This window comes from Teichococcus aestuarii (genome assembly GCF_003116135.1).
Lineage (GTDB): Bacteria > Pseudomonadota > Alphaproteobacteria > Acetobacterales > Acetobacteraceae > Pseudoroseomonas > Pseudoroseomonas aestuarii.
This window is the reverse complement of the sequence record NZ_PDOA01000024.1, coordinates 1-17,461: the sequence shown is the minus strand read 5'-3', so window position 1 is coordinate 17,461 and position 17,461 is coordinate 1. Positions and strand designations below refer to the sequence as shown.

Sequence of the window (17,461 nt, the reverse complement as noted above, 5' to 3'; positions counted from 1 at the left end):
TCCGACGGGTTGAGCTGATTCACTCAGGTCGATCAGCGGGGGCAGTGGCGATGGCGGGGCAGCCTGGCTTCTTCGATGTCGACGAGCGGTACGCGGCCTTGTCGGCGGCCGGTGATCCGCTGGAGCGGCTCGCGGCCGTGGTCGACTTCGAGATCTTCCGGCCCGTGCTGGATGCGGCGCTGGCGCGGTCGGACCGCAGCCGTGGTGGGCGCCCACCCTATGACGCAGTGCTAATGTTCCGCGTGTTGGTACTGCAGGCGCTCTACAGCCTCTCCGATGAGCAAGCCGAATTCCAGCTCCGCGACCGTCTATCCTTCATGCGCTTCGCAGGTCTCGGCCTGCACCAGACGGTGCCGGATGCCAAGACGATCTGGCTCTATCGCGAGCAGCTCAAGCAGGCCGGTGCCATCGAGGCACTGTTCCGCCGCTTTGATGAGGTCCTGGTGTCCAAGGGTTATCTGGCCATGGGTGGGCAGATCATCGACGCGACGATCATTGCCGCACCGCGCCAGAAGCTCACCCTGGAGGAGAAGGCCACCATCCGGGAGGGCGGCACGCCAGAGGGCTGGTCCCGTGCCAAGCGGGCGCAGAAGGACCAGGATGCCCGCTGGACGCTCAAGCGCGGCAGGACCAAGCCCAAATCAGAAGGCCATCAGCGCCAGGCCATTCAGATCGCGGTGCCGGTCTTCGGCTACAAGAGCCATATCGGCATCGACCGGCGCCATGGGCTGATCCGCCGTTGGGCGGTCACCGACGCCGCCCAGCACGACAGCCGGAGCTTTGATGGTCTGCTCGATCCCGAGAACACGGCCAGCCGCGTCTGGGCCGACACCGCCTACCGCACCAAGCGCAATCTGGAGGTGCTGGAGCGGCGCGGCTTGTCTGAGAGGATCCAGTTCCGCCGGCCACCGCGGCGTCCCCTCTCCGAACTGCAGGCCAAGGCCAATGCTACCCGCGCCCGGATCCGCTCCGGCATCGAGCATGTTTTTGCCGCGCAAAAGCACCGCATGGCACTGTTCGTGCGTACCATCGGTCTGGCACGTGCCCAGGTGAAAATCGGCATGGCCAATCTGGCCTATAACTTCACCCGCCTAGCCTGGCTCAGTACCCGAGTTGCGCCCGCCTAGCACCGCAGCCCCTCCAGAGACTGGCGCGTGCCGTACAGAGCGGGTCATCCTGCTCCATCAGTCGGCCGATTCACCACTGCGCTCCGAATTGCTCCCTTGATCAGGTCCAACGGCGGGTTCTTCGAAGTGTCCAGGTGATGGAGGGCGGCTTTTCTGGTGCTTTCATGACCTCATTCAATCAATCGTTCATTCATCCATTCATTCACTTATTCATCGCTTCGGTAATGGCATCTTCCATATCCACGGCGTTGATGTGAAAGCGGGCTTGATCCATGCCCAGCGTGCCCATCTGCGCTATGTGGATCACGTCCAGGGCGATATCCAGGTCATGCAGAGTGCGGGCCTCGCCAGCCGCTTCATCTAGGCAAACGGCCTCGACCTTCGCCGGGTCCGGCGCCCCGATCTGGCCAGGGAAGTCCTTGCGAGCCTTCTCTACGCCAAGCTGCAGGCAGTACCAACCAGCGGAGCGACAAGTTACGGGCGCCGACTTCACGACGTCTTTCCTTCAATCAATCAACCATTCACTCAAAAACTTTCCTGTCCTGCCGGCGCCCTGATGGTTGATGGCTGATCCACCCTCTAGGCTCGGGTTCCTTATCGATCCAGCCGTGGAAGGCCATGATGGCCGGGCCCAGGTTGTCATAGACCCACACCTGAGCCGCAGCTTCGTCAAACATCTTGCCCTCGATGATCTGAACACCGGCTTGGCTCTGCTTCAGCCCCTTCCAGCGTCCAAGGCGCCTCACCTCCACTGTCTTGTACCCGCCGGCCTCTCTCAGCCAGTCCACGAACTCCTGGTACCTTTCCATATCTGACGCCATTATGTCATTCCCTCAATCAGTCATCCAATCAATCAATCAGTCACGCCCCTGCCCGGCCAGCCATGTCTCGACGGCTTCGTCGACCATCTCCTGCATGGAGCGGCGGGTATCGAAGCTCAGCCGGCGCAGCTTGTCGTGGACCGACACGCGCGGCCGGTAGGACAGCAGGATGCGGGGCTCGGTGGCAGGAGGTGGTGCCGGCTGCGGGGGCGGTGCCACTACCGTAGGGACCGGGTTCTCCGGGGTGGTGCCTTCCCCCTTGGCGGCCAGGGTAGATCCAAGGGACAGGGGCGACAGGGGACGCTTGCTCATGGGGTCAGCTCCAGGCGTTTTGCGGTGTATTCCCATAGGGCACCGATCTCCTCCGGCACTGGCCCCTTGCCGCCCAGCTCGGGGGCGGTCAGCCCATCGACCATGGCGGCTGCGTAGTCGGTGCGGTCGGCCAGCAGCGGCGCGATGGTGCCGTGCGGACTCAGTGCCTCATAGGCCTGGGTGGTCAGCCGCACGCGCGGCTTCACCCGGTTGATGATGAAGGAGAGCGGTTTCTTCGCGGCGTTCACCACCTCAACGGTGGAGCCGACTGCGCGCAGGTCGTTGGGGCTGGCCTGCACCGGGATCATCACCAGCGAGGCGTGCTTGATGGCCTCGGCCACCTCCGGCCCGATGGAAGGCGGGGTATCGACCACCAGCAGCTTGAAGCCCTGCTTCTTCAGCGTCGGGATGGCCTCGGCCACCGTGCCCTTGATCAGCGCCGGGGTCTCCTCGGTGCGGCTGTCCCACCACTGCGCCATACCTTGCATCGGGTCGGTGTCGATCACCGCGACCGGCCCGGCGCCGCTGCGCTCGGCCTCCACGGCGAGATGGCAGGCGATGGTGGTCTTGCCCACCCCGCCCTTGCGGCTCGCCAGTACTAGAACGTGCATCATTCAATCCCTTATTCTTACACTCATGATTGAATGAGTGATTGCAATCAGTCAATCATTCGTTCGAACCTATACCTTTGAATATGTTTTCCTTGATCTACCGCTCAGGCGGCATTCCTTGAAGAATATCAAGTGGAGGGGCTCCTTCTTCTCCAGCAGCTTTACCTCGCTGAAATACCAACGGGTCCGCCTCATCATTTCGTCGCGTCAACACCCCTAGCCACCACCGCAGGCCGAGTGGCTTGGAGGGCAGGCACCTCCACTGCTAAGCCGCAGATCAATACTCATCTCAAGACTGGACTCTGGGAGGGTGCTGGGATCGTGCTCGCCGAGTCTGTTCCCGCAGTTATCCCCCCCTGGGCTGAACTTTGGGAGGATTCACCTGATCTTTGGTAGGAGCAAAGCTTTGGGATGCCAAGCATAATCAGTGCGTTATAATTGTTATCCACTGGACTCTGGAAGGCAATACTAGAATATAACCAAATAGCTCTAGCTATCCCTTCCAGAGTCCAGCATTTGCAGGCCGGCTGGTTCGGGTACAAAGCAATAGGCTCAGGAGAGGGATAGGGGCCAATGGGCAGCGTCCACCAGCTTCTGCTGGAGTTCGGCAGAGAAAAGGCACTTGAAGCCGACATTGACCGCACAGTGGTCGATACCGCTGCAGCCTATCTGGCCTGCGAGGACGCTGATACTGGCTATCTCTATTCTGGCTGGGCACTAGCGGCCTTACCGCACAAGCGTTTAGCGGACGATGCGCTCTGGCAAGTAAAGAATGACCGAGTTACGCTGATAGTGCAGCCCGGCGTGCGGGTAGTCGAGGACGGTCCGCCTATGCATGTCGGCGTACCCTACGGCTCACGTGCCCGGCTGATTCTGCTCTATTTGCAATCAGAGGCGCTCCGCACTAGCTCACGCGAAATCGAACTGGGACGCTCACTACACGCCTGGCTACGGCGACTATCTATTCCTATCGGCGGCAAATCCATGAGGGACGTACGGGACCAAGCTGACCGTATCAGCCGCTGCCGTATGTCCTTTCAGATCATGCAGGGTGGGCGGGCAGGGCTGGTCAACCAGCTTATCCTAGATACCGCGATGTTCGTAGACGATGGCGATAAGAAGGGCTCGATGTTTATCGAGACCGCTACGCTGTCGCAGACCTTCTACGATCAGCTAAAAAAACATCCCGTACCTATCGAAGAATCAGCGGTACGGCAGCTCGCTAATAACTCAATGGCACTAGATGTGTATTGCTGGCTAGCCTACCGGTTACATGCCCTGAGCGGGCCAACACCAGTATCTTGGCGGGCGCTCTACGCACAGTTTGGGCAGGGCTATGGTAGGATTGACAACTTCCGCCGTAAATTTCGCGAGACCCTCTCATTGGCTCTCGCTGTCTACCCTGATGCCCAAATCGACGAGGAGGAGCGAGGTCTACTCCTAAAGCCCAGCCATCCCCCGGTGGCCGGGCGAAACGGACGGCTCACACTGGTGGCATCTCGCTCTCTGCCAAAATGCTAGAGTCCTTCTAGAATCCAGCTCTCGTTTTCCTACCGAAGTCCAGTACGCTGTTGTGGATCAGCCAAATGTCTCGGAAACCTCGAGCGGGCAATGCTGACCTAATTCATTAGCTTCAGTAAACGGGAGCCAGCCTGGATTCTTCAATGTCTACGACCGCCGAAGGCAAAGGCAATTCGCCATACCCCATCGTCGGCCGTGAAACGCAGCTCCTTCAGTTCGTGAGCTTGCTGCCCTTCAGGGTGTCCATCGCAGGACGCCCGCTCGATGCGCTGAAGCTGGCCAATACCGCAAGGGCTCTTGGAGCGGCCGGCGCCGCGGGCATTGGACCTCATGGCTGGCGGCTGCAGGGGCAAAGGCCGGCGCAAGATCGCCCGCGAGCTGAATTGGTTGAACATTGGCACCCCGGGCGGGTGCCAATAGTATGCGGGAACGGTGAAAGCTATATTGCTGACAATGTAAATTGCTGGCAAATGGGCAATGGGTTTGCAGGCCATGCTATGGCTTGGCCTGCAGGAGCGCCTGAAGCTGGGCATCATGGTGCAACATCACCCATGCGGTAGCTTCCTGGGATCGCAGCCCAATCAGCCGGTAAATGCGCTGTAGATCATCCGGTAGGTTGCGGGTGAAGATGGGCTCGTGATGGGCGATCCGGTTGCGAAGCAACCGCACATGCTCCAGATCGTCATAGATCTCCTTTCGCAGATCCGCGATCGGCTTGGTAGCATCGAGGCCGGGAAGCACACCGCGAAGGTAGGGCTTCCAAAGCCGCACGTCATGCCTGCGGGTGAACATGCTCTGCCAGAACATGAACTTCAGCTCGGGGATGACCTTGCCCACCGAGTGAGCATTTCGGCGGCCGTTGAACAGGTCCTGGCGCGGATTATATCCGGCACGCGGTGTTGGAAGGCTCTGCTCGAAACCTGGTGCCCAGGGCCAGCGTGCGCCATAGAGCTGTTCGACCGCATCCGCGACCGCGTTGCGCAGCACCACCTCACAGATATGCAGAGGTGTCAGGAACGCTCCCGAGATCTGGGCGTTCCAGATATAGAGGTTCAGCGCGGAAGGGTCGGTGTCGCCCTGCGTGCCGGCTGCCGTCTCGTAGGTGCCCACCCTCGCAGGCGAGAGGGCTCCCTTCACAGCGACAATCTGCTCTTTCATTGACAACACGACTGATTCCATCCTATATAGATACCACTAGCCTTGGGTCTTGTTGGCGTAAGCCTCCTCCCGAGGACAGCAGAAGATCCTGAGAAACCCCGCCCTAAGCGGGGTTTTTCTTTGCTTGAATTCTGTTCTATTCTTGCATTTATACTGTAGTCGCTGCAGCTTTCTGCGCTTCCGCTTCTTGGTGTTCCTTTAGAAACTCGCGAAATTCTTCTAGATCTGAATATGCGCCAATTTCCATAAGTTGATCAATAAATCGACCATAAACTCCGTCCTGTACTTTCTTCGCCATCCTCATGTATTCGAGGCCGACGTTGGGATTCCATAGAAGCACATAATGGAATTCACCCGATGGCCCCTCTTTCGTCGTGATCATCCACATCTCACGCAGCTTCTTCATGCGCTTGCGCCACGTATCTACGGCGCGCTCGCCAATGAAGCCTGCTTCGGCGGCAAAGGTAGACGGGTTCTCGATCACCACAACCGAGTGATCGGGTGATCGTGCCCACAGCGAAAGTAAGGTGTGCCCGGCCGGCGTGCCCTTCGAGTTATCGTCGATCGCCTGCATGATGATGGGCATGGTGCGGAGGATGGTGGTGAAGCCGTCGTTCTTCTTGCGATGCCACAGGAAGACCGGCGAGACATTCGGAAAGTGCACCTCCATCATCTGCTGAGCCCGTTCAGCCATGTTCGCCCGTTTAGCCTTTGATTGTCGTCCGTTAGCCATCACCTTCATCCACTGCACAGTCTTGCTGATGACCAAATGCCATGGCGCCGCTGTCCTGAACATGATTGGTTGGGCGCAGCAGAACGCGGGATTGGATCGCCTTAAAGAGGCAGTAGGGGGCACTGGATATAGCGAATTTGCTGCCCTTGCTCTCATGGGACGCGCGATTTGGCGCAGGTTATTTTAATATTCGAAAGCAATATCAGTCAGATGAATAGATTTTCGGGTGCTCCATGTGCTCGCGTGCTCCGTGTGCTCCCCTGTTCTCCGGTGCTCCCGGGGTTCCTAGGGGCACAGACCCCTGCTCCCCTTCCCCTGTCCGGGTGCAGATTTCTGCCTGCTGGTCGGATTGATTAGGCCAGGCCTGCAGCCCCATAATTGTCAGCAATAAGCGCTCGATCCGCGGCAGCTTTGGAACGAGGCGACCCGACGCATCAACAGCACGCTTGCTCGCTAGGCAGAGCTAGCCCTTCCATCCCATATCTCGCCGGAGATCTGCGAGTGTCGGGTTGTGAGACGTCCTTGGCGCTTTCCACGATGAGGCAGGCCCTGGCGATGTCTTCTGGCCCAGCCTGCCCTTCAGGCTTGCCACGAGTGAGCCTACGGCGGGCATTGTAGGCGGCATTGAAGCCCCGAAGCAGCTGCTCCAGCCGCTGATGGAGGTACTCATCCGGTGATTGCCGCGATTGACGTTTAGGCGGCGGCGGTCGCAGGCATTCGGGAGCGCTGCCAGTTCCAGGGCAGAAGTTCATCGAGCCTGGAGGCAGGATGGTCGGCGATGCGGGCGAGCACATCGGCGAGCCAGGCGCGCGGGTCGACGTCGTTCAGCTTCGCGGTGGTGATGAGCGCGTAGATCATCGCGGCCCGCTCGCCGCCACGGCCACTGCCTGCGAATAGCCAAGCTGTTGATTGCCACTGAGAACCGGGTTCTCCCGCATTTCCCGTGCTGCTGTTCGATGTCATGTGGCATGGAGGACGCGGGCGCGGAGGAGCTCGAAGCTCGCGCGGCCGTACATGGTGCGCTTGGTCATCTTGAGCCGGTTGATCTGCCCCTCGACAGGGCTGGTACTCCAGGGCAGATCAAGTGCGGCTTGCACAGCCGCGATGTCTTTGCGCAACTCGGCGACGAAGCTTGCGAGAGGGGTGGCGGCAGCGTCGTCCAGCGGCTCATCGAGCCTGTCGTCACTTTGCCGCCGCAGCAGGCGGATGATGCGCTTTGCGGCACCTATCGTTGCCTGCAGCGCCGGTGCTTTCTCCAGCAGGCGTGTGACGAATGTACGGTCTGGGTCGGCTAGCAACTCGCTGCCTGCCATGAGCAGGCGCGTCGTGCATCGAAATGGCGGTCGCTGCCAGCTCTGCCCTCCGGCTGCTCCGGCCGGCGATGCGGCAGGCTCGTGCCGACGCCGCTCGGTAGCCCAGGCCCTGACAACGGAAGGACGACCTGCAAAGCCAGCGCGCACCAGTTCCCGCCACAGCCGGGCCGCGTTGCGGCAGCCCTCCGCCCAGCGCCGCTCAAGGGTGGCGTGGTATCGATCAAGGATGCTGCCTCGCCGCGGCATGCGCCAGCTTGGGGCAACTCCGGCCCGCAGCCAGCGACGGAGCGTCTTGCGATCGGCGCCAAGCTGGCGGGCCACGTGGCTGATAGAGGCGCCAGCGGCGTGCATTCGGGCGGCTTCCTCGTAGCGCGCCTGCCGCCACGACTGTCCGGACGCTTTGCGCGGCTGGGCCGCGGAGGGAATGGCCAGGGTGGCAACAGCTGCCGCCGTTCTGATGGCGCCATCAGCCACCACGTCCCTCCCGACCCGTCGAATGACAGCATGGTGGCGCTCCACCACCGCCTGGACGGCATCGCCGAGGTTGCGGAGCAGATGCCAGCGGTCGGCAACCTGCACAGCGCTGGGCGCGCCCTGGCGAGCGCCATCGGCATAGGCGCAGGCCCGGTCGCGGGCGATGACCTCGATGCCAGGATGCCGGCGCAGCCAGCCACTCAGGGTCTCCGCCTGCCGGTCGGGCAGAAGATCGAGCACCCGATTGCGCTCCAGGTCAACGAGGATGGTTCCGTAGCGGTGGCCGCGGCGCCGGGCCCAGTCATCGGTGGCCTGGACCTCGTGCAGCGCGCCGCGCGCCAGGCCGCCGCCGGGCAGGTGCTCATCGATTGGAGGAGAGAGGGAAAGGGAGGGCTGCGTCTCGCCCGGGCCGCCGCGCTCGATCCTGGCGAGCGTGGCCCGGAGATCGCGCAGCGTGGCGTCCGGGGCCGGCATGGCACGCTCCTAGCCGGCGCTGTGCAGCGGGGCCGGCGGCCGCTTGAGCACCAGGAAGCCCACGCGCTCCAGATGCTTCACCAGATGCTCGGCGGCGAGGCTGGCCACCAGCTCGCCGCCGGAGGGGCGCGGCTTGCCGCGCTCGTCATAGCGCAGCGCGCAGGCCAGGGCGTCGGCGACCTCCTCGGAGGCGGCGACGCTGTGGCCGGGCGGCAGGGGAAGGGGGGCGGGAAGGGCAGGGTGCTCGGGCATGAGCGTGACGCTAAATGCGACTCTGAGAACGAATCAAGAACAAAGAGGCGATTGACAAAGGCGGCGTAGGAGAGGGGGGACCGGCAGAAAACACCCCCAAACGAGGCCACTCTTCGGCCGATCAAGGTGTTGAGGCTCCGCGTTGGGATAGAGGAAGAGCCGAGGGTTCTGTAACTTTCTGGCGATGCGCCGGGCCACGCGACAGTCCGCGACCTCGACTTTCCTGGGCCGCGGCTGCGGCAAGTCCGTGCAATGTTCGATCGAGATGCAGATCACCGGTCCGATGCCGCTCGATCATGCGCCGCAGGTAGCCTGCAGGATTGTGGACGCGCTGCGCGGCGTGCTTGACGGCAATGGTGCCGATCGCGACCAGTGCTCCGGTCGTCCCGAACGCCACCCTGGCATGACCGTAGACCTGTGGCGAGATCTCCAGCTGACTGCGCACCACGTCACAAGCCTGCTGGATGTCGTCCCAGGCTGGTGCGGCCGAACGCACCCAATCCCTGTAGGCGGGGATGAGATGCAGCAATAGGGCCGGACTCATGGGAAATCCATGGAGTACGTCGTTGCTTCGGCCAGATCGCTCCCCTGCCGCAGGCTGCTTGATCATGCCGGAGCTGGTCGTTCCAACGCCAGCGTCGCGCGCTGGACTGCTGCCCCCTGCTGCAATTGCTTCAGCAATAGAAAGCTGGTTTGTAGGTGTAATAAGGGTGTCCTGCAGCGCATCCTGGGGTGCACTGTCCACCGCTTCCACGCTCGACGAGACGACCCGAAATCGCCGCTCGGCCTCCTCGTGCAGGCGACGGAGACGGACCTCAATCGAAGCAAGCTCCAGGGGATCGTCCTCGGTCCGGGCCAGGGCGGCGAGCCTCTCGGCCTCTGATGCCAGGGATGGCCAATCCACCTCGACCAGTTCGACCGCGATCCCATGGTCGGTGAGCGAGAGTATTCTGCGTGACCAGGCGCTGCACTCCCGGCGCCGGATCTTCACCTCACGACGACGCGCCTTCACCGCGTCAGCCAATGCGGTGAACTCGGCCATGCGCTCGCCCACGGGGCTGAGATCGAAGCCCGACGCCTGCAGGATGCACCCGGTCTGGGAGTCTCGCTGTCCCCAGCGCCGCCCTGTGCCGATGTCGTGGGCGCGGATCAGGCCGAGATCGATGAGCCGTCGTAGCCGCTTACGAACGCCGCTGAGCGTCAATCCCGTGCTCTCCATCAGCACTTCGTTGGAGGGCCAGACGTAGCGGCGTTGCCCGGCCTGCCAGTCTTCGTCTCGAGAGTAGCGGAACAGCAGGTCCAGCATATGCACCACGCAAGGCGCATAGCCCAGGGCCGGAGCCGCCGCCTTGAAGGCCGCGAGCACGCGTCCACGCTCGAGTTCCTCGAGGCGTCCGGAGAGATCCGCGGTGGCTCGCAGCTGAGCGCCGGTTGTGCGTCTCCGGCCGGTCTTCCGTGGCACAAATTGGTATCTTGTCACAGGCTCGCTCCTCGCGAGCGCGCCGCCTGAACTCGGCAGGCATGGCTGTCCTCTCGTCAGGCAAGACGTTGCTTGACGGGAAGGGAGGCCAATTCCTATCCTGGGTCTGCAAGAGGGGCCCAGTTTAGGGTTTCCAAATTCAGGAACGGTCGGTGCTGCCAGGCACCGGCCGTTTTCTTGTATCAGCGCGCCATCATCGCTCTTGTAAGGCGGTTGAGATCATGCCCGCTTTGGTTCAACCGAAGCGAGCAGAACCAGCTTGCCGCCAGGGTGGAGCGGATGTCCAGCCATAAAGATCCGCATACCGCGTATTTTTATAATTGGAGGCTCAGCTGGAAGGAGCGTGTTGCCGCTCCAGGTAGCTGTGCAAGGCCGTCAAGAATACGGCCGTTCTTGTGACGCCATGTTTAGTCGCCAATCGATCAATGCCCTGTTTGAGATCCTGGTCGATCCAGAACGATCTGCGGCCCTTCGCGGATGGCGGCGCCAGGAACAGGATGGCCTCCCCGGCCTCAGCTCGTCCTATCAGTTCACGAAGAGCTTCCTCGTGCAGGTCCCGAGCGTAGAGCCGCTTGTGGCCAGGGCCACCCTGGCGGTTGCGCTCCTCCACGAGCTGCTGGATGGCTTCCACAAAGCCTGCGGGCAGAGGGGCGTCCAGCTTGGCCATGTTGGCCGTTCTCTCGGTCAGCGGGCGCACCATGCTCGGTATCCAACAGGCTCCAGTTCCCTTGGCGGGCTCCACCGCGGAGTGGATTCCCGCAGGGAGGATGCCCGAAAACCCCCGAATGAGCCAGAATGACAGGTTTTGAGCCGGGCTATCGCCGGCAGGGGCGAGATCATCGCCCTCTGAGGAGTTCCTTGGAGGCCGTCGACCTCCTCAACGCCGAGGGGTCGCCGCGCCTTTGCTGACGGCTTCCCGTCGCAGATCTGCGGAGGCGGAGCCGCGAATGCACCGCGTCGTTTATCCCTTGGGGAGCAACCCGCACGATGTTGGGTGTAGCCGCAGGGCCGATATCGACTGACATGGATCTGCTCACCGATCCCCACAACGCTCAACCGCTTTCTCAGCGCCAACATGCAGCGATCGATTCTGCTTCTATGAAGCGCAGAGCCCGCATCTCTGTAGATCACACCTTGAAGAAGACGAACTCGATCTTGCGAGAGCGCAATATTGCCTGTGCAGAATCATCAATAAGATCGGACACGCCTGGGTTGCATTTTCTTTTCCTTCTCGCCAAAACCGGGTTGCTGAAGCATTAACACACTCCTACTCTCCACTCCTGAGGTCCGAGAGGATTAGAGAATTGGCAAATCCTCTTTTCGAGCTTGGCGACAGTGGTGATGCAGCGATGAGCGGCTCGGATGGTGATGAGGGCAGGTCTGTGATCTCGAAGACCAAGCCCGGGGCGGGCAACCAATGGCACGCGACGGCACTGATCATCCTGCGTCCGTCGGTACGGCCTCGTGCCTGCTCTGCTGGAACGCCATCTTCTATTGCAGCCCCTGCGGAGGCTCCTGCGCCCATTCGCCTTGCCCCATTGTCGCTCGGCTCCGGAAGCCTTGATCAAGGCCCGGCCTGGGCAAGGGCGGCTGCCCTTTCAGCCCGTGAGTTGCCCAGCGGCCCCGAATCATCCGATACCCCTCTCCTCCAAAAGGGAGAGCAGGCCGGGTGCCACAGTTCATGGCCGAGGGGGACGCGCGCGCGGCGATTGCCGAGGGTGGCCGCATCGAGAACGTCATTGTCGTCACAAAGCGCGGGGCCGACGGCCGGGCCGAATTTGTGCCTTACTTCGCCGCCTCCTGGCGCCGCGGCTACGTGGCCATTGGCCTGTGGGGCGGCCAGGGCACCCGTTCCTGGCGCGACCTTACCCGTCTGGTCGGCTTTGTCCGCGAGGAGCTGCGTTACCCGGGCCCAATGGTCCTGCATGAGGCCGACGATCCCAAGCTCCGCAAGTACCGCACGCTGTTCGCGGCAGCGGGCGAGCCAATGCCTTCGGATCGGCCCGACGGGGCATCCGACCGCTAAGCGCCATGCACCGCCGGACGGAAACCCCCGGTGAGTGCTGCGTTGACCCTATCTGCCGTGCTCGCCATGGCCCCTGTCTGCGCGCCGACCGTGGATCGTGGCACGCTTCTGGCCGTCATCAGCACGGAAAGCGGTTTTCATCCCTTCGCCGTCGCGACGAACGCGGCAGGCCGCACCACCTCCTCGCGGCGTTTTGGCTCGGCTGACGAGGCAGCCGCCGCGGTCGAGGATCTGCTGTCGGGCGGCATCGACAACATCGACCTGGGCTTGGCGCAGATCAACTACCGCGCCGGTCATCTGCAGCGTCTGAGTTTGCCGGTCACCGCTGCCTTTGACCCCTGCACGGCCTTGTCCGTGGCCGCCGACGTCCTGGTCGATTGCTGGTCGCGCTTTGGCGGCGACCGGCCCGAGCCCGAGCGCCTGGACGCCATGCTCTCCTGCTACAACACCGGCACCCCGGCGCGCGGCCTGAGCAATGGCTATGTTGGCAAGGTTCACACCGCCTACCAGACCGAGATCGTGCCCGCGCTCCGCCGTCGCGATGCCGATGGCACGACCGCGGTGCCGCCGCCTCGCCCTGACGCTCCCATCTCCGCACGCCTGCGCTGTGATGTGCCGGCGTGGGATGTCTGGGCGCGCTGCCCGCAGCCGGATGCTGCGGAATCCCCGCCGTCCGATCCTGAACCGGCGGCGCCGGCCAGGCTGCGCGGCATCACCATGGAAGGTCCGAATGACGTCCCTCTTCGCCCATAAAGCGTTGGCCCGCCGGGCTGGCGCGCGACACCGCATCCTCGGCGCCCTTTCCCTCGCGCTGCTGGCCGGGCTTCTCCTGCCGGATGTCGCCCTGGCCCAGGGCGGCGATCCCTTCACCCTGGGTGTCGAATGGGCCCGCAGCACCTGGATCCGCGGCCTGGCCATGGCGGCGGTTGGTCTGGTCGGCGTGATGCTGTTCCTGTGGCAGTTCCGCGGTGCCGCCATCCTTTGCGTCCTCGGTGGTGGCCTGGTGGTGGCCAATCTCGAGACCATCGTCGGCTGGATGGGCATCTGAGATGAGCGGGGCCGAGGAGGTCGACCGCAGGGAGGGGATGATCCCGCTGGGTGCCACCCGGCCACCGCTGGTGCCCTGGATCGGTCTGCCGTTCTCGGCCTGCCTGCTGCTGGGGCTGGTCTGTGTCGAGTTGGCGATGTTCTGGGGCGGGCTGTCGGGCACCATCAGCGCCGCCGGCCTCTTTGTCGCCATCTGGGCGCCGCTGCGCTGGTGGGTGGAGCGCGACTGGTACGCGCTGGCGGTGATCGGGGTCTGGTTCCGCACCTCCAGCGCCGCCTTTGACGCGCCGCGCTGGGGCGGCGCGACAATCACCCATTTCCCGCTCAGCCCGCGGCATCGCCGGCAGGAGGTGAGGGGGCTCTGGCATGTTTGACAGCCTGGCCTCCGCGCTGTTCGAGCGGACCGCGACGACCTATGCGACCCACCACGGGCATGTCGCACCGGACGTGGTGATGATGCGGGACGGCTCGCTCTGCGCTGTCATTGAGGTGGAGGGCCACCCCTTCGAGCTTGCCGGCAATGCGGCGCTCAACACCGTCCATGCCGTCCGGGCCGAGCTGTTCCGCAACATTGCGGAGCCGGAACTCACCATCTATGAACACCTGGTTCAGCACGACAGCGTGCGCCCTCTTCCGCCGGCGGAACATCGTACCTTCTACGGCGACGCGCTGGTGCGGGACTACCAGGCCTGCCTGGCTGGGCTGCGCGGCACCACCTGGTTCCTGACCCTGATCGTCCGGCCGCGCGCACCGCTGGTGCTGCGCCGCCGCAAGCCTGGGCGCGACCTCGGGCTCGATCGGCGTCTGTCCATGCTGCAGGACAAGGTCCGCGCCGCCCTGAGTGCCCTGGCGGGTTTCCAGCCGCGCCGGCTCGGTGTGCGGGAGGAGGGCGGCGTGCTGTTCAGCGAGATCGCCGAGGCGCACCGGATGGTGCTCTATGCCCGCTGGATGCCGATGCCGCTGGTCGAGGGCGGGCAGATGGGCGCCGCGCTGTACAATGACCGCATCACCTTCGCCGACAAGGCGTTTCGCGTCGAGGTCCCGGCCCGGGACTATGCCGAGTGCCCGCACGGGCTGATGCTGGGCTTCCGGATCTATCCGGCCCGCTGGCGGGTCGGCATGTTCGACCAGCTGATCGGCCAGCCCTTCCGCTTTGTGCTGACCAATTCCTTCGGGTTCTTCGGCCGCACCAGCGCCAGCGACAAGATGGCGCTGCGGGCGCGCCATATGAGCAATGCTGGCGACCGCGCCGTGTCGCTCCGCCTGGAACTGGACGAGGCGATGGATGCGGTGGACCGGGGTGAGCATGTGCTGGGCGAGCATCTCTGGTCGCTCGCCGTGCACGCCGACCGGCTGGCGGATCTGGAGGAATGGGGCGCCCGGGCCCGCAATGCGGTGACCGATGCCGGCGCTGTGGTGGCCACCGAGGATGCTGGGGTCGAGGGCGCCTTCTGGGCGCAGCTGCCCGGCTCGCCGCATTATCTGCGCGGCCGGGCCGGCGGGCTGCCGAGCGTCGCGTTCGCCGCCATGTCATCGATGCACGCGCATCCCCGGGGCGATGCCAGTCACCATTGGGGCAGGCCGCTCTACCGCGTCCGCACGGTCGGCAACACGCCTTACGAGGTGCCGTGGCACCTGCGCGATGTCGGCCACCGGCTGCGCTTTGGGCCGACCGGCTCCGGCAAGACGTTGGACATGGCCTTCGACGCGGTGATGCTGGACCCGCTGGTCGGCGGCCAGGGCGGCAGTCAGATCCTCTTTGACAAGGACGGCGCCAACGAGATCCTGGTGCGCGCCATGGGCGGGCCGGTGGCCCGCATCCGCCGCGGCCAGGACAGTGGCGCGGCACCGCTGCGCGGCCTCGACAACACCGAGACCAATCGCGCTTGGCTGCACGAATTCATCTCCGGCCTGATCATGGCCGATGGGCGTGGCGCGCTGCGGCCCGACAGCAACCGCCGCCTCGACAAGGGCATCGCCTGGGTGATGCGCATGCCCGCCGCCCTGCGCAGCCTGGCCGGGGTGCGCCAGTTCCTCGACCACGGGGATGCCCTGGGCGATGGCGCCCGGCTGGAGGTCTGGTGCCGCGGCAACGCGCGCGGCTGGGCCTTCGATGGCGAGGTGGATCGCCTGGACTTCGACTCGCCCTTCGCCAGCGTCGATCCGACCGAGGTGCTGGAGGACGCGGCGGTGATGCCGCCGCTGGCGGCCTACCTGCTCTACCGCACCGGGCTGGTCGCCGATGGCCGCCGCGTCGTGGTGCATGCCGATGAGGGGCGCGCCTACATGCCGCCCATTGCCATGGTGAACGGCGCCCCGGAGATGCGCTTCGCGCGCGGCTTCGAGGATCTGGTGCTCACCGGGCGCAAGAAGGAGGTTTCGCTCGACCTCGCCATTCAGCAGCCCGAGCACATCCTGGAGCACCCGGTGGGCGCCTCGCTGATCGCCCAGGCCAAGACTAGGGTGCTCTACGCCAATCCGGATGCCCGCCGCGACAGCTATGTCGAGGGGCTGGGCTGCTCACCGCGCATCTATCAGGCGGTCAGCCGCGACATGCTGGTCGGCCCGCGCTCCAAGATCCTGATGCGGGAGAGCTACGCTGTGCGCTGCCTGATGGATCTTGGAGCGCTGCCCGAGCACCTGGCGGTGCTGTCCAGCCGCGCCGGCACGATCAGGCTGATGGCCGACACCATTGGCAACCATGGCCAGGATCCGTCGGTCTGGCTGCCGGTGTTCTGGCGGCGGCTGCGGGAAGGCGCCCAGGCCGGTCCCTGAGAGAGCAGTGGACCATCATGAGAGCCGGACACTGACCAGACGAGCCCCGGCAAGTGGACCACCACGAGGTGCTGACCTGACGGCGCCGGACGATAGCGGAGGGAGAACCCCATGAAGCGCTTCCTGCTGGCCTCGGTCGGCGCGGCCCTCCTCGGCGCCGGATCTCCGTCCGCCAAGGCGCAATGGGTGGTCTGGGATCCCGGCAACGCCACCTACAACATCCTGCAGGCCGAGCGGCTGCTGACGCAGATCCGCGAGATGCAGATGCAGTACCGCCAGCTGGTCGCCACCTACAACGCCATCAGCCACGCCACCAGCATCGGCGGGCTGACCGGCGCTGTGGGGGGCCTGTCCAGTTCCAACCTGCCGCTGCCGGGCGAGCTGATGGGCGCCATGCGCGGCGCCTCCACCCTGGGGAGGGCCGCCGGGCAGATCGACCTCGATCGCCTCTACATCCCGCCGACGGTGGATCAATGGACCCGCGAGATGACCCGCCGTGAGACCGTCACCGCCAATGCCAAGGCCATGAGCGAGCAGGCGCTGGTGGATGCGCAGGCGCAAATGGCCTCACTCGACCGTATGCAGGCCGAGATCGAGGCGCAGCCGGACGGCACCGCGGTGGCCGCGCATCAGGCGGGGATCGCCCTGGTGGGCCAGAAGCTGGCGCTGCAGCAGGTGCAGCTGCAGCAGACGCAGATGCTGCTGGAAGCGGACAATAGGGTGACGCAGCAGCGCTACGAGCAGCAATGGCGGCAGGACGTGGATCGCCATGCCGAGGCCACCGCTGGCGCCCTGGGAGGCTGGTGATGCGCCGTTTCGCTCTGGCGATGCTCCTGCTCACCGCGACCGCCGCCATGGCGGCGGAGCACGACATCCCGTGGTTCCAGGCGCATCCGGCGGAGCGCGGCGCCTGGCTGCGGAAATGTCGCGACGACATGCGGCTGGGTCAGGATCCGGTCTGCGGCAACGCGCAAAAGGCCGAGGATCGCGAGCGCGCCAAGAAGATCGCGCCATCCTCGCCTATTCCCGGCTTCGATCCGACGGAAAGCCCGCTGATGCGCGGTGCCATCCAGGACGCATGCAAGAAGCCAGAGAGCCAGCGTGGGATGTTCGGTCAGTACTGCGGCAGGATCTGAGCGGCTATGTACGAGCAATGGGTCACATACTTCGATGGCCTGACCATCCGCGCGATGGACAATGTCATCGCTGGTGTCAACGCCGCCTGAATCATCCTCAGAAGTGCCGAGGTAAAATTCCCCAGTTTGGGTTTTGGGGATCAGCCGTTGCTGGGATCGGCACCTCTTGGCTTGGGCGGCCTTCCGCGGCGTCGTGGCGGA

20 protein-coding genes and 1 pseudogene are annotated in these 17,461 nt (G+C 64.1%); 10 read left to right on the top strand and 11 right to left on the bottom strand.

Annotated features, from left to right (window positions below; translation table 11 throughout):
• The first annotated feature begins 50 nt into the window (after nt 1–50).
• Entirely contained in the window at nt 51–1,127 is a 1,077-nt protein-coding gene (locus CR165_RS21280) for an IS5 family transposase (protein ID WP_109518941.1), read from the top strand.
• Between the two features lie 202 nt (nt 1,128–1,329).
• On the opposite strand, the gene CR165_RS21275 is transcribed toward CR165_RS21280, so the two are convergent.
• From CR165_RS21275 to CR165_RS21260, 4 genes are read right to left on the bottom strand one after another with little or no spacing between them, the layout of a single operon-like run.
• The gene (locus CR165_RS21275; RefSeq protein ID WP_099097441.1) at nt 1,330–1,620 is read right to left on the bottom strand and encodes a hypothetical protein; all 291 of its coding nucleotides are present in this window, start codon (nt 1,618–1,620) and stop codon (nt 1,330–1,332) included.
• A gap of 28 nt (nt 1,621–1,648) precedes the next feature.
• Nucleotides 1,649–1,948, bottom strand: a complete 300-nt coding sequence (locus CR165_RS21270; protein ID WP_146201979.1) for a hypothetical protein — start codon at nt 1,946–1,948, stop codon at nt 1,649–1,651.
• A gap of 36 nt (nt 1,949–1,984) precedes the next feature.
• Nucleotides 1,985–2,260: a hypothetical protein gene (locus CR165_RS21265; protein ID WP_099097443.1), complete on the bottom strand. Its 276-nt coding sequence runs from the start codon at nt 2,258–2,260 to the stop codon at nt 1,985–1,987.
• Entirely contained in the window at nt 2,257–2,874 is a 618-nt protein-coding gene (locus tag CR165_RS21260) for a ParA family protein (RefSeq protein WP_218014952.1), read from the bottom strand. The genes CR165_RS21265 and CR165_RS21260 overlap by 4 nt, the downstream gene beginning before the upstream one ends.
• Before the next feature lie 570 nt (nt 2,875–3,444).
• On the opposite strand from CR165_RS21260, the gene CR165_RS21255 reads away from it, so the two are divergent.
• The gene (locus CR165_RS21255) at nt 3,445–4,392 is read left to right on the top strand and encodes a replication protein RepA (protein WP_109518938.1); all 948 of its coding nucleotides are present in this window, start codon (nt 3,445–3,447) and stop codon (nt 4,390–4,392) included.
• 495 nt (nt 4,393–4,887) lie between these two features.
• Here CR165_RS21255 and CR165_RS25775 read toward each other — a convergent pair whose 3' ends face one another.
• From CR165_RS25775 to CR165_RS21220, 7 genes and pseudogenes are all read right to left on the bottom strand, one after another.
• A complete protein-coding gene (locus CR165_RS25775) occupies nt 4,888–5,571 on the bottom strand; it encodes a hypothetical protein (RefSeq protein WP_245906652.1) in 684 nt (227 codons plus the stop codon).
• Nucleotides 5,572–5,698: 127 nt separating this feature from the next.
• The gene (locus tag CR165_RS24645; RefSeq protein WP_146201978.1) at nt 5,699–6,319 is read right to left on the bottom strand and encodes a hypothetical protein; all 621 of its coding nucleotides are present in this window, start codon (nt 6,317–6,319) and stop codon (nt 5,699–5,701) included.
• Between the two features lie 657 nt (nt 6,320–6,976).
• A pseudogene (locus CR165_RS21240) lies at nt 6,977–7,186 on the bottom strand (transposase domain-containing protein); the annotation flags it as partial.
• 56 nt (nt 7,187–7,242) lie between these two features.
• Nucleotides 7,243–8,544: an ISL3 family transposase gene (locus tag CR165_RS21235; protein ID WP_109518937.1), complete on the bottom strand. Its 1,302-nt coding sequence runs from the start codon at nt 8,542–8,544 to the stop codon at nt 7,243–7,245.
• 9 nt (nt 8,545–8,553) lie between these two features.
• On the bottom strand, nt 8,554–8,796 hold the full coding sequence (locus CR165_RS21230) for a hypothetical protein (RefSeq protein ID WP_109518936.1): 243 nt from the start codon (nt 8,794–8,796) through the stop codon (nt 8,554–8,556).
• Between the two features lie 121 nt (nt 8,797–8,917).
• The gene (gene repC, locus CR165_RS21225) at nt 8,918–10,258 is read right to left on the bottom strand and encodes a plasmid replication protein RepC (RefSeq protein WP_181378277.1); all 1,341 of its coding nucleotides are present in this window, start codon (nt 10,256–10,258) and stop codon (nt 8,918–8,920) included.
• Between the two features lie 346 nt (nt 10,259–10,604).
• Nucleotides 10,605–10,976, bottom strand: coding sequence for a hypothetical protein (locus tag CR165_RS21220; RefSeq protein WP_109518934.1), 372 nt, complete (start codon nt 10,974–10,976; stop codon nt 10,605–10,607).
• Nucleotides 10,977–11,299: 323 nt separating this feature from the next.
• Between CR165_RS21220 and CR165_RS24640 the strand changes: the two genes are divergently transcribed.
• From CR165_RS24640 to CR165_RS21185, 8 genes are all read left to right on the top strand, one after another.
• Nucleotides 11,300–11,536, top strand: coding sequence for a hypothetical protein (locus tag CR165_RS24640; RefSeq protein ID WP_146201976.1), 237 nt, complete (start codon nt 11,300–11,302; stop codon nt 11,534–11,536).
• Nucleotides 11,537–11,957: 421 nt separating this feature from the next.
• A complete protein-coding gene (locus tag CR165_RS21215) occupies nt 11,958–12,302 on the top strand; it encodes a hypothetical protein (RefSeq protein WP_109518933.1) in 345 nt (114 codons plus the stop codon).
• Between the two features lie 30 nt (nt 12,303–12,332).
• Nucleotides 12,333–13,055, top strand: coding sequence for a transglycosylase SLT domain-containing protein (locus CR165_RS21210; protein ID WP_146201975.1), 723 nt, complete (start codon nt 12,333–12,335; stop codon nt 13,053–13,055).
• A complete protein-coding gene (locus CR165_RS21205; RefSeq protein ID WP_146201974.1) occupies nt 13,033–13,350 on the top strand; it encodes a hypothetical protein in 318 nt (105 codons plus the stop codon). The genes CR165_RS21210 and CR165_RS21205 overlap by 23 nt, the downstream gene beginning before the upstream one ends.
• A 1-nt stretch (nt 13,351) precedes the next feature.
• Complete coding sequence (locus tag CR165_RS21200; protein ID WP_109518930.1) at nt 13,352–13,723, top strand: VirB3 family type IV secretion system protein; 372 nt, start codon at nt 13,352–13,354, stop codon at nt 13,721–13,723.
• Nucleotides 13,716–16,124 carry a VirB4 family type IV secretion/conjugal transfer ATPase gene (locus CR165_RS21195; RefSeq protein WP_109518929.1) on the top strand — a complete coding sequence of 803 codons (2,409 nt, stop codon included), beginning with the start codon at nt 13,716–13,718 and terminating at the stop codon, nt 16,122–16,124. The genes CR165_RS21200 and CR165_RS21195 overlap by 8 nt, the downstream gene beginning before the upstream one ends.
• 111 nt (nt 16,125–16,235) lie before the next feature.
• Nucleotides 16,236–16,931, top strand: coding sequence for a type IV secretion system protein (locus tag CR165_RS21190; protein ID WP_109518928.1), 696 nt, complete (start codon nt 16,236–16,238; stop codon nt 16,929–16,931).
• Nucleotides 16,931–17,260: an EexN family lipoprotein gene (locus tag CR165_RS21185; protein ID WP_109518927.1), complete on the top strand. Its 330-nt coding sequence runs from the start codon at nt 16,931–16,933 to the stop codon at nt 17,258–17,260. The genes CR165_RS21190 and CR165_RS21185 overlap by 1 nt, the downstream gene beginning before the upstream one ends.
• Nucleotides 17,261–17,461: the final 201 nt, after the last annotated feature.